Origin of the sequence: Jeongeupia chitinilytica (genome assembly GCF_014652315.1) — a bacterium.
GTDB lineage: Bacteria > Pseudomonadota > Gammaproteobacteria > Burkholderiales > Chitinibacteraceae > Jeongeupia > Jeongeupia chitinilytica.
Genome location: NZ_BMYO01000002.1, coordinates 429635 through 441642, shown reverse-complemented (window position 1 = coordinate 441642; position 12008 = coordinate 429635). Strand labels below are relative to the sequence as shown.

Annotated in this window: 10 protein-coding genes; 3 read left to right on the top strand and 7 right to left on the bottom strand. The window is 61.2% G+C overall.

The window, feature by feature from the left end; translation table 11 throughout:
- Positions 1-43 precede the first annotated feature (43 nt).
- The gene (locus IE097_RS05190; RefSeq protein ID WP_189459076.1) at positions 44-1987 is read left to right on the top strand and encodes a DEAD/DEAH box helicase; all 1944 of its coding nucleotides are present in this window, start codon (positions 44-46) and stop codon (positions 1985-1987) included.
- A gap of 203 nt (positions 1988-2190) precedes the next feature.
- Here IE097_RS05190 and mnmL read toward each other — a convergent pair whose 3' ends face one another.
- Positions 2191-3141 (bottom strand): tRNA modification radical SAM protein MnmL/YtqA, encoded by a 951-nt coding sequence (mnmL, locus tag IE097_RS05185; protein WP_189459203.1) that lies wholly within the window; start codon positions 3139-3141, stop codon positions 2191-2193.
- Between the two features lie 79 nt (positions 3142-3220).
- Positions 3221-3598: a YkgJ family cysteine cluster protein gene (locus IE097_RS05180; RefSeq protein WP_308429685.1), complete on the bottom strand. Its 378-nt coding sequence runs from the start codon at positions 3596-3598 to the stop codon at positions 3221-3223.
- 43 nt (positions 3599-3641) lie between these two features.
- Between IE097_RS05180 and IE097_RS05175 the strand changes: the two genes are divergently transcribed.
- Together IE097_RS05175 and IE097_RS05170 are read left to right on the top strand one after the other, a co-directional pair.
- Positions 3642-4130, top strand: coding sequence for a GNAT family N-acetyltransferase (locus tag IE097_RS05175; protein ID WP_189459075.1), 489 nt, complete (start codon positions 3642-3644; stop codon positions 4128-4130).
- An 81-nt stretch (positions 4131-4211) separates the two neighbouring features.
- Positions 4212-5399 (top strand): DUF2863 family protein, encoded by a 1188-nt coding sequence (locus tag IE097_RS05170; RefSeq protein ID WP_189459074.1) that lies wholly within the window; start codon positions 4212-4214, stop codon positions 5397-5399.
- A 184-nt stretch (positions 5400-5583) separates the two neighbouring features.
- Here IE097_RS05170 and IE097_RS05165 read toward each other — a convergent pair whose 3' ends face one another.
- The 5 genes from IE097_RS05165 to IE097_RS05145 form a co-directional block, all read right to left on the bottom strand.
- A complete protein-coding gene (locus IE097_RS05165) occupies positions 5584-6030 on the bottom strand; it encodes a hypothetical protein (RefSeq protein WP_189459073.1) in 447 nt (148 codons plus the stop codon).
- A gap of 231 nt (positions 6031-6261) precedes the next feature.
- Positions 6262-7803 carry a SpoVR family protein gene (locus tag IE097_RS05160; protein ID WP_189459072.1) on the bottom strand — a complete coding sequence of 514 codons (1542 nt, stop codon included), beginning with the start codon at positions 7801-7803 and terminating at the stop codon, positions 6262-6264.
- Positions 7804-9078, bottom strand: coding sequence for a YeaH/YhbH family protein (locus tag IE097_RS05155; RefSeq protein ID WP_189459071.1), 1275 nt, complete (start codon positions 9076-9078; stop codon positions 7804-7806). It lies immediately after the preceding gene.
- Between the two features lie 136 nt (positions 9079-9214).
- Positions 9215-11137, bottom strand: a complete 1923-nt coding sequence (locus tag IE097_RS05150) for a PrkA family serine protein kinase (protein ID WP_189459070.1) — start codon at positions 11135-11137, stop codon at positions 9215-9217.
- A 206-nt stretch (positions 11138-11343) separates the two neighbouring features.
- Complete coding sequence (locus IE097_RS05145) at positions 11344-12003, bottom strand: sulfite exporter TauE/SafE family protein (RefSeq protein WP_189459069.1); 660 nt, start codon at positions 12001-12003, stop codon at positions 11344-11346.
- Between the last annotated feature and the right edge of the window lie 5 nt (positions 12004-12008).

Sequence of the window (12008 nt, the reverse complement as noted above, 5' to 3'; positions counted from 1 at the left end):
TCTTGTCTGCCCAAGAACGGCTTCACCCTGCAAGGAAGTCGCAATGAATACCGAAAACAATACCCAGAACATTTCCGCCCTCGACAGCGTCGTTGAAGCTGCCATCGATGCGCCCGTTGCCGCCGCTGCAACCGAAACCAATTCCTTCGAAGCCCTTGGCCTGTCGGCCGACATCGTCCGCGATCTGGCCCAGAACGGCCTGCACGCGCCGACCGCCATCCAGGCCCAGGCAATTCCGCAAATCCTCGCCGGACACGACCTGCTCGCCTCGGCGCAGACCGGTACCGGCAAGACCGCAGCCTTCCTGCTGCCGGCCATCCACAAGCTCGGCATGGCGCCGAAGCACCACAGCCGCGGTCCGCGCGTGCTGGTCCTGACCCCGACCCGCGAACTGGCCGAACAGGTTGCCAAGGTTGCAACCCAGTTCACCCGCCGCATTCCGCGCTGCAAGGTCGTCAGCATCGTTGGTGGCACCCCGTACCCGGTTCAGCACAAGCAGCTGTCGCAGCCGGTCGAAGTCGTCGTCGCCACCCCGGGCCGCCTGATGGACCTGATGAACGGCGGCCGCATCGACTTCCGTCGCCTCGAACTGCTGGTGCTCGACGAAGCCGACCGCATGCTCGACATGGGTTTCATTGACGACATCGAAACCATCGTGTCGCAACTGCCGGCCGAACGCCAGACCGCCCTGTTCTCGGCCACGCTGTCGGAAACCGTCCAGCGCTTTGCCGCGCCGATGATGAAGGATCCGGTCCGTGTCGAACTGGCACCGACGGGCAGCCCGACCGCCAACATCGCCCAGGCCATCCACTATGCCGACGGCTACGAACACAAGATCAAGCTGACCGCAGCCCTGATCAACGGCGCACCGAATACGCAAAGCATCGTGTTCACCGCGACCAAGGTCGATGCCGACAGCGTGGCCGACGCACTGCGCATGGACAGCATCCGCGCCGACGCACTGCACGGCGACCTGCCGCAACGCATGCGCCGCAAGGTGCTCGACAAGCTGCGCCGCGGTGAAATCGACGTGATCGTTGCCACCGACGTTGCCGCCCGCGGTATCGACGTCGCCGGCATCGGCCTAGTGCTGAACTTCGACCTGCCGAAGTTCGCCGAAGACTACGTGCACCGGATCGGCCGTACCGGCCGTGCCGGCCGCGAAGGCCGCGCCGTGTCGCTGGTCGGCAAGAACGACTTCCACCTGCTGACCAAGATCCGTCGCCGTTACGAAATCGAAGTCGAAACGATGGCCGTCGAAGGTCTCGAAGCCAACTTCAACCCGGCCAACCGCGCACCGCGTGGCGACAGCCGTGGTCGTCCGCAAGGCGGCCGTGGCGGCTACGGTGGCAACCGTGACGGCGGCAGCTTCCGTCGCGAAGGTGGCTACGGCCAGCGTGACCGCAACTTCAGCAGCGATCGTGGCGAACGCAGCTACGCCGACCGCGCACCGCGTGAAGATCGCCCGTCGTTCGGCGACGCACCGCACCAGGAGCGCAGCTTCGGCGGCGAACGCAGCTTCAACAAGCCGCAAGGCGAGCGCAGCTACGGCGATCGCAACGACCGCGCGCCGCGTCGTGACTTCGGCGCACCGCAAGAACGCCGCAGCTACGGCGACCGTCAGGATCGCGCGCCGCGCGGCGAGTTCGGCGCCCCGCAAGAGCGTCGCAGCTATGGTGACCGCCAGGACCGCGCACCGCGCGGCGAGTTCGCTGCCCCGCAAGAGCGCCGCAGCTACGGCGATCGTCAGGATCGTGCACCGCGTGGTGAGTTCGGCGGCGCGCCGCGTCAGGAACGCAGCTACGGCGACCGTCAGGACCGTGCACCGCGCGGCGAGTTCGGTGCCCCGCAAGAGCGCCGCAGCTACGGCGATCGCAGCGAGCGTCAGTTCAGCGATCGTGGCTTCGGCGGCGACAAGCCGGTCGGCAAGCCGCGTGGCGAACGCCCGGCAGGCAAGTCGTTCGACCGCCCGCGTCGTCCGGAGTAATCCTCCCGCATCAAAAAAGCCCGGCTAGCCGGGCTTTTTTTCGTCTGCAATCGGGGTACGCGCCGGAACGCCGATTTGCCTTGACGCACCTGACTGCAACACGGCGCAGCCGGGGAATCCGGAAAGGCACGCCACATCCGCCGGCGCCTGCCGTGAAGTGGAACGGTCTCAATCCACGCAAGCCCAAAGCCGCACCGACGAACTCAACCTTGAAACAGGCGCCCCTGCCAGGTTTTCCGCTCTGCCAGCCTGGTCGCAACGCGCGGCTGCAAGGCGGACAAGGGGATCGCATCATCCGGTGCCAGCCGCATGCGTGCCGGCACTTCGCTGCCGATGCGCTGGATCGCGATCGTCGGCGACAGTCGTTCGAGAAAATCGACGACCAGTTCGACATAGTCCGCCACGCCAAGCAACGGCAGCGACGCGGGATTGCGGCGCCAGTCGCGTGCCATCGCTGTGCCGCGGATGACCTGCAACTGGTGCAGTTTGAGCGAGGCCAGCGGCAATTGCGACAATGTGGCTGCAGCCTCGAGTTGCGATTCGCGGGTCTCGCCCGGCAGGCCGAACAGCAGATGGCCGGTCACCGGCAAGCCACGCGCGGCCACCCGCCAGATCGCGTCGACGCTCGCGGCAAAGTCATGGCCGCGCTTGACCCGTCGCAATGCCGTGTCGTTGCAGGACTCGATGCCGATTTCGATCTCCACCGGCACGCTTCGGGCAAGCTTGCCGAGATACTCGAGCAGCGGCTCGGGCAGACAATCCGGCCGTGTGCCGATCACCAGCCCGTCGACATCGGGGTGCGCCAGCGCGGCCTCGTACTGCGCCTTGAGCGACTCGAGTTCGCCGTAGGTATTGGTGTAGGCCTGAAAGTAGGCAAAAAAATGACGGATGTTCGGAAAGCGGTCGCGCAGGCGCGTGATGCCTTCGTCAAGCTGCTGCGGGACGCCGCGCAACCGGTGCAGATACGCCGGCGTGAATCCGGCGTTGTTGCAGAAGGTGCACCCCCGCCGCCCCAGCGAGCCGTCGCGGTTCGGACAGGTGAACCCGGCGTTGAGCGACACTTTTTGCACGCGACCGCCGTACTGCGCGGACTGCAGGTCGTGGTAGCGGAGATAACGATGATGGCCGAAATGACCCGGGAGATTGCAGTTCATCACCCCGACTGTAGGCCGCATTCGCCCTCGTTGCCTTGACGCTTGGCAAGCCCGCCGTCGACGCCGGACGACATCGCAATCAGGCAACCGGCAACGGTGGCAGTCCGTGACGGGCCCGGGCCCGGTTGCACGCCTCTGAAAAGACGCCGAGCTCCGCCATCGGTGCGAACTCCCGGCAGGGGTTGGGCCGTTCGCGGTACAAGCCGCAATGCACCGACTGGCCGATCTCGCCAACCAGCGCCACGCAGCGCGGCCGGGCGTAATCGGTGCCGCGCAGGCGGTACAGTTCGGTGGTTTCTGCATCCGCCAGCGCATCGGGCACCGTTCCCCCTTCGCTTTCCAGCTCGGAACAGTGGAAGGTGACGCGAAACGCGGCGCAACACGCACCACAGGACAGGCAGGGATTCATCGTGCGCGGACAAAGCCGGTAGTTTATCGCGTTGCTGCCGATGCCCACAGCCGCTAACCTCGACCGACAACCGCAAAAATGCCTTCCGGACATGCCCGCCTCGCTCGCCATCCGCACCGTCACCGCCGAAACACTGGATCACGTTCTCGACATTCAGGCGGCCTGCTATCCGCCGGCCTACCTCGAGTCCCGCGAGGTCTTCGCCCGCAAGCTGGCGCTGTCGCATGATTCGCACTGGCTCGCATGGCACGGCGATAGCGCGGTCGGCTACTTTTTCACGCACCCGTGGCGCGGGCGCACGCCCCCGGCGCTTGGCACCTCGCTGGCCTCCCTGCCGGCAGATCCGGACTGCCACTTCCTGCATGACCTGGCAGTCCATCCGCAGGCACGCGGCAGCGGCGCCGCGCAGGCACTCGTCGATACGGCGCTCGGATGGGGAAATCGCCGCGGACTGACCGACGCACTGCTGGTCGCCGTTCAGGGGGCCGCACCGTACTGGGTACGACAGGGCTTTCACGCAATTGGCCCGGCGCCCGCCTACGGCGAACACGCGGTACTGATGCATCGCAGGCATGCGTAGTGCCGCGTCAACGGAATCCGCAAATGGCGGCGGGCGAATCCGGTAAAATGACTTATTGGATACGAGAAGGAGTCTGAAGGCATGTTGAAGCGTTACCGCCCCTCCCGGCGAGGGCGTTCGCCGGCCGATGCGGCCGACCTGTTGCGCCTTGCCGACGGGCTCGCCCATGCGACCAGCCGCCTTGAAGACGTCTTCTGGGAAAAGCAGCTGGCCGAACGCCTCGAACGGCTGATCGGCGACGGCGAGGAAGATGCGCTCAACCAGGCGCTGGATGCCGCCAGCGAATCCGAAGAGGGCGAAACCTATAACGTACTCGCCGATGCGATCGAAGGCGCGTGCGAAAGCCTGCGCATCGAACGCGATGGCGTCAGCTGGGATGTGCTGCTGTTTGCCGCCCCGGCACTGGCCTGGTCCCGCTGGCAGATCGGCGCCGGCCACCTGAGCGATAGCCAGCTGCAGAACCTGCGTGTCCAGCTCGGCGCCCACGTTTTCTCGCGCATCGCCAAGATCGCGCTGACCGACTACCTGTTCAGTCCGGATCAGTTGCCGCGTGGCTACGTCCCGACCGCAGAACTGGCACAGGCGCTCGGCGACGCTGCGTTCAGCCGTGAAGCACTGAAGCTGGACACAACGCAACTGCCCGACACCAAGCAGTTCCTGTCCGACACCCGCTACCTGCTCGGTGCCGTCGTTGTTCCCGCCGGTGCGGCCATTTTCCGCTGGCAGGAAGACGACGGCGACCGTGCCGAAGCACTGAAACAGTGGCAACAGCAAGGCGGTGCAGCGCTCCAGCCGGTACTGGCGGGTGCGACCTTCGAGCTGCTGCTCCCTGGTGCCTATCACACCGCCTGGCGCAACGCCGATCGCGCATCACGCGCCTATTCGCTGCGTGCCACGCTGGCCTACCTTGTACTCACGCTCAATCTCGAGCCCAAGCACTTCCAGGCCAGCATTGCGCCCTTCAGCAGCCGCCAGCTCGAGGAATACCGGGTCGGCTTCAGCAAGCTGGGAGATGATCAGGTATTGCACGGCATCATCTGGCCGCTGCTCGACGGCGAAGACGAAACCAGCGATTGTGTCGGCGAGATCGAAGCCCTGCTCAAGGAAATCGGCATCGGCGATATCCGCGTGCACGAACACGACTTCCCGCTCGATTACTGTGACGACTGCGGCACGCCGCTGTATCCGAACGCAGACGGTGAACTGCTGCACCCCGAAGTCCCCGAAGAGGCCGACCAGAATGACGGCGCGCCGCGGCAACTGCACTAAGCGGCTTCATCAGGTGCTCGCCGTACTGGCACTGCTCGCACTGGCGGGCTGTGCCGGTGTCGGCAGCAGCACCACGGTTTCGGGGCATGTCGACGTGGGTGTGGGCATCCAGCGCTGAGCCGGTTCACTAACGCGCCTCACGCCGATTACAGTGTGTCGCCACGCGGCGACATACGGTAGCGACTTAGGCCTCTGCCCGTGCCAGCGTCGTCGGCGGTGACGTCAGATAAGCCAGCACCGTTCTCACCCGCTCGCGCCCCAGCAGCGCCGATGCCACCCGGGCAACGAAAGAGCGCTGGTCCTGCGCTTCGCACGGCTCGCTGGCTGCCTTCACCCAGCACTCGCACCCGCTCGCCAGGCCGTTCGGCAGAACGGTCACGACATTCGCACCCAGCTTGCACCAGCCCGCGCCACCTGCAACGCGGATGTGATCGACATCCTGCAGGTTCGAGGTCATCTCCCCCGCTGCAATGCGATAGAAATCATGCTCGCCATCCCATGCCTCGATTGCGGCACTGCTCTGGTTGATCACGCGTCCGTTGAACGGCCAAGCGGTATACAACGCATGTGCGTTTGCAGCACCAAACAGGCAAATCAGGGTGAACAACGAGGAAACGAGCGATTTTCGCATGAGTAGCAACCGATACATGACATTCTGCCGATACACAAGCAACTACCATGCCACATTTGGCAACACCAGCAGAAACGGGCCCTCCACCACGTCCAGCCGCCGCCAGCAGTCGATTCCATATCCCGACTCTCGATTTCCGTCGCCTCGGAGCGACAACCTCGGCAGCAACGCACAGAGTGGCCAGAAACGCTTGCAAGAAACGTCGCTGATCAGCGACAGGAGATGGCGCCATTACTGGCCGTGGCGTTTCTCCACTTTGCATTCGTAGCTCAACACCGTTTTGCCTTCCTCATCAACGCTGTCCAGCTTGACCGAAAATCCCCAGAGCCGGGCGATATGCTTCAGCACCTCGTGCACGCTGTTGGCAAGCGGTCGTCGCTGGAACTGAAAGTGCCTCAGCGTCAATGACCGGTCCCCTCGCGTGTTGACGTCGTAAATCTGGATGTCCGGCTCCCGGCTCGCCAAGTTGTACTGCTCGGCCAGCGCCTGGCGGATGTAGCGGTACCCCTCGTCGTCATGGATCGCCGACACCTTCAGGCGCGGCTGGTAATCATCATCGAGGATGGAAAAGAGGCGGAAGTCGCGGATCAGCTTTGGCGACAGGTACTGGGCAATGAAGCTCTCGTCCTTGAAGTTGCGCATCGCGAAGTCCAGCGACTGACGCCAGTCGCTGCCAACCAGCTCCGGAAACCAGCGTGCATCCTCTTCGGTCGGCTCGGTGCAAACCCGCTGAATGTCGCGATAAATTGCGAATCCGAGCGCATACGGATTGATCCCGTTGAAATACGGGCTGTCTACGCCCGGCTGCAGCACCACATTGGTATGGCTGTGAAGGAACTCGAGCATCGCAGCCTCGGTAATCGAGCCATCGTCGTAGAGCCGATTCATCAGCGTGTAATGCCAGAAGGTTGCCCACCCCTCATTCATCACCTGCGTCTGGCGCTGCGGATAGAAATACTGCGCAATCTTGCGGATGATGCGGACGATTTCACGCTGCCACGGGTCGAGCAGCGGTGCGAACTTTTCGATGAAGTACAGCAGATTTTCCTGCGGTTCCTCCGGAAACCGACGCGGTGCATCGATCCGTTCCACTTCGGCACGTTGCGGCATCGTCCGCCACAGATCGTTGACCTGACTTTGCTGATAGCGTTCGCGCTCCGACTGGCGCGCAAGTTCCTTTTCCAGTGACAGCTTCTGCGGGCGCTTGTAACGGTCGACACCATAGTTCATCAGCGCGTGGCAGGAATCGAGCAGTTCCTCGACCTTTTCCTCACCATACCGCTCCTCGCAATCGGCGATGAATTTCTTGGCAAAGACCAGATAATCGATAATTGCCGCCGCATCGGTCCAGGTGCGGAACAGATAATTGCCCTTGAAGAACGAGTTGTGGCCAAAACTGGCATGGGCAATGACGAGCGCCTGCATCGTCATCGTATTCTCTTCCATCAGATAGGCAATGCAGGGGTTGGAATTGATGACGATCTCATACGCCAACCCCATCGCGCCACGCTGATAGTTCTTGTGCGTCGAGAGGAAATGCTTGCCGAAACTCCAGTGGTTGTACATTACCGGCATGCCAACGGATGCGTATGCATCCATCATTTGCTCGGCGGAAATGACCTCCAGCTGGTTGGGATAGGTATCCAGACCGAACTCGGCGGCAATTCGGGCAATTTCATCGTAGTACTGATTGATCAGCTCGAAGGTCCATTCGGACCCGGTCGAAATCGGCGACTTGCGCGTTTTTCGGCGAGACTTGGTCGCGGTATTCATTCAGCCTCCCGCGTGTATCGACGTTTTCTTGAACAGGTCGTGGAAAACCGGCCAGATTTCGGCTGCCGTCTTGATCCGCCGCATCGCAAACTGCGCATGCTGCTGGGCGACCATTTCATACTCGAACCAGAGGTTTTGCGGTTCGCCCTCGGTGATTTCGACGTAGGCGTAATACTGAACCAGCGGCAGCAACTCTTCGTTCAGAATCGTCCGGCATTGGGGAGAATCGGAGTCCCAGTTGTCGCCATCCGACGCCTGCGCCACATAGATGTTCCAGTCGACCGAGCTATATCGCTGCTCAATCGTCTTCTTCACGAGCTTGAGTGCCGATGACACCACCGTCCCACCGGTGTCACGCGCGTGAAAGAACTCGTCTTCGTTGACCTCGAACGCTTGGGTATGGTGACGGATGAACACCACTTCGATGCGCTCGTACACCCGGAGCAGGAACAGGTACAGCAGAATGAAGAAACGTTTGGCGATGTCTTTCTTGTATTCGTCCATCGAGCCGCTGACGTCCATCACGCAAAACATGACCGCTTGCGTGGTCGGACTCGGCACCCGGATACGATTGGTGTAACGCAGGTCAAACGGATCAATGAACGGGATGTTCATCAAGCGGTTCTTCAGCATCCGGATCTGCGACTGCAGCACATGAACTTCGGGAGAATGCTCGTCCTCGCTTTCCAGAATTTCGTCCAGCCGTTCCTGCGCCGCGTTGAGTTCGTCCAGCGGCGTGGCCGACAAGGCAATGCGCCGCCCCAGTGCGGAGCGAAGGCTGCGCAGAACATGAATGTTCGTCGGTGTTCCGTCGCTGGTGAAACCCGCCCTTACCGGCTTCAGTACGACCGTCTGCTGCAGCTGGGTCTTGATGAGGTTCGGCAACTCCAGGTCGTCGAAGAAGAAATTGAGAAATTCCTCCTTGGTCAGCTCGAAAACGAAATCGTCCTCGCCGTCGCCGCCCTGACCCGCGCCGCCTCGGCCGTCGGCACCACCGCCCTCGGGCCGTTCGATCTCGTCTCCACGGATGTACTCCTTGTTTCCCGGAAAAACGCGTTCCCATACCCCGCCATGCGCATGCCCCAGCGTCGGCTCGCTGGTATCGCGCACCGGAATCGAGACTTTCTCACCGTGCTCGATGTCGGTAATCGAGCGATCCTTGATCGCCTTGGCAACGGCACCCTTGATTTGCGACTTGAATCGCCGCAAGAACCGGTCACGATTGACCGCAGACTTGTTCTTGCCGTTCAAACGTCGATCGATCAGCTGAAACATGGCAATCCCCAGTGAGGTGCGAGGGTGAGGCGAAGGTGTCTGGCGGGTTCTGGCTGCGCGACGCCTGCCGCGAAGCACTTCCCGGATGGTCCCGGGTCTGATTTGGCCCTACACCTCACGTCCTACCCCTACTGGTTCACGATGACTTCCTGACCCGCAAATACCATTCGCACAACAAGCGTACCTGCTTGGGCGTGTAGCCCTTGGTCACCATCCGGTTGACGAAGTCCTCGTGCTTGCGGTGCTCCTCGGCGCTCGCCTTGGCATTGAACGAAATCACTGGCAACAGCTCCTCGGTATTCGAGAACATTTTCTTCTCGATCACCGTGCGCAGCTTTTCATAGCTGGTCCAAGCCGGATTTTTGCCGGCGTTGTTGGCACGCGCCCGCAACACGAAATTGACGATTTCGTTGCGGAAATCCTTGGGATTGGAGATGCCTGCCGGCTTCTCGATTTTCTCCAGCTCGTTGTTGAGCGAGTTGCGGTCGAACGATTCGCCGGTGTCCGGATCGCGGTACTCCTGATCCTGGATCCAGTAGTCGGCAAAGGTCACGTATCGATCGAAAATGTTCTGCCCGTACTCGGAGTAGCTTTCCAGATAAGCGGTCTGGATTTCCTTGCCAATGAACTCAACGTATTTCGGTGCGAGATATTCCTTGATGTAGGAAATGTACTTCTGCTCGATCTCTTGCGAGAACTGCTCACGCTCGATCTGCTGCTCGAGTACGTACAGCAAATGCACCGGGTTGGCCGCCACTTCCTGATGATCGAAGTTGAACACCTTGGACAGGATCTTGAACGCAAATCGCGTTGACAGCCCGTTCATGCCTTCGTCGACGCCGGCAAAGTCGCGGTACTCTTGAATCGACTTCGCCTTCGGGTCGATATCCTTGAGATTGTCGCCGTCGTAGACCAGCATTTTCGAGAACTGGCTTGAATTCTCCGGCTCTTTCAGCCGCGACAGCACGGAGAACTGCGACATCATTTTCAGCGTTCCCGGCGCGCACGGTGCATGTGCCAGCGAGGAATTGCGCAGCAGTTTGTCGTAAATCTGCGTTTCCTCGGTCACCCGCAGGCAATACGGCACCTTGACGATGTAAATCCGGTCCAGAAACGCTTCGTTGTTGCGGTTGTTCTTGAACTGCTTCCATTCCGATTCGTTCGAGTGGGCAAGAATGATGCCCTCGAACGGAATTGCGCCAAACCCTTCGGTGCCCTTGAAATTGCCTTCCTGCGTAGCAGTCAGCAACGGATGCAGCACCTTGATCGGGGCCTTGAACATTTCGACAAACTCAAGCAAACCCTGATTTGCAAGGCACAGCCCCCCGGAGTAGCTGTAGGCATCCGGATCGTCCTGTGCGTACTTCTCCAGCTTGCGGATGTCGACCTTGCCGACCAGCGAAGAGATGTCCTGGTTGTTTTCGTCGCCCGGCTCGGTCTTGGCAATCGCAACCTGCTTGAGCACCGACGGGTAGCGCTTGACCACGCGGAACTGGTTGATGTCGCCATTGAACTCGTGCAGCCGCTTTACCGCCCACGGACTGGGAATCGCGCGCAGATAACGCCGAGGAATGCCGTATTCCTCTTCAAGAATCTGCCCGTCCTCGTCACTGTTGAAGAGCCCCAGTGGCGATTCGTGCAGCGGGCTGCCCTTGATCGCGTAAAAGGGGACCTTCTCCATCAGCTCCTTGAGCTTTTCGGCAATCGAGCTCTTGCCGCCACCGACCGGGCCCAGCAGATAGAGAATCTGTTTCTTTTCCTCAAGCCCTTGCGCGGCATGCCGGAAGTAGGCAACGACCTGCTCGATCACCTCCTCCATGCCGTAAAACTCGCGGAACGCGGGATAAAGCCGGATCACCTTGTTCTGGAAGATGCGCGACAGCCGCGAATCCAGTCGGGTGTCGATCATTTCCGGTTCGCCGATTGCCATCAGCATCCGTTCGGACGCTGTTGCGTAAGCGGACTTGTCCTGTTTGCACAGCTCCAGGTAATCCCTCAGGCTGAGCTCTTCCTCGCGGGTGCGCTCGTAACGGGATGAAAAGTTGTCGAACACGTCCATGACACACCTCCGCGGGTGAGTTTCGGAATGGCCCTGGGGAGAACAATGCTTGGCGGGTCGGGCCTGTTTCCGTTATAGACGCCGCCCTCCACTTCGCCGTAGAGAGCGCTCCTGCCTGCTGCTGCGAAGACAGGAAAAACAACAATAAATTCCTTTAAAATCAGTACATTATCAAATTGTTCCTGGTTGATGCACCGATACCACGATCATCGCCAGAACGACATCAATTGCCACAGCGCCCAGACGACGAACGAGGCACCGATCAGGTTTCTGGCCCAGCGATGACGGAACACGCGTTGCAGCCGTTGTGTCATTGAACCGATGAGTAGCAGATTCGGCAACGTCCCGAGTCCGAAGGACAGCATTGCAAGCATTCCTTTCAACGGTGACGCGGTAGCCAGTGCAGTGATGCTGGCGGTGTAGACCAGGCCGCAAGGTAGCCAGCCCCACAACAGGCCAACCCATAGTGTTTGCGGCCAGCGCCTGATCGGCAACGCTCGGCGAAGCAGTGGCTGGACCCGTTGCCACACCGGGACACCCAGCCGCTCGATCCGGGTCAGCCAGTTGGCCCAACCTGCGAGATAGACACCCAAGGCGATCATCAGCAGCTGGGCGAGGACGAACAGCACCGTTTTCAGCAACTGGAGTTGCAGCAGTACGCTGAACGAGCCCACGGTGCCAAGCAAAGCGCCGATCAACGCATAGCCGGCAATCCGGCCGGCGTTGAAACCGAGGTGATAAGGCCAGCGCGCGCCTGCAGGCAACTGCAGGCTGAAGGCGGTAACGACGCCACTGCACATGCCCAGACAGTGGCCACCGCCAAGCAGGCCGGCCAGAAAGAGCGCCAGCAGGTTGTATTCGGGCATGCGCC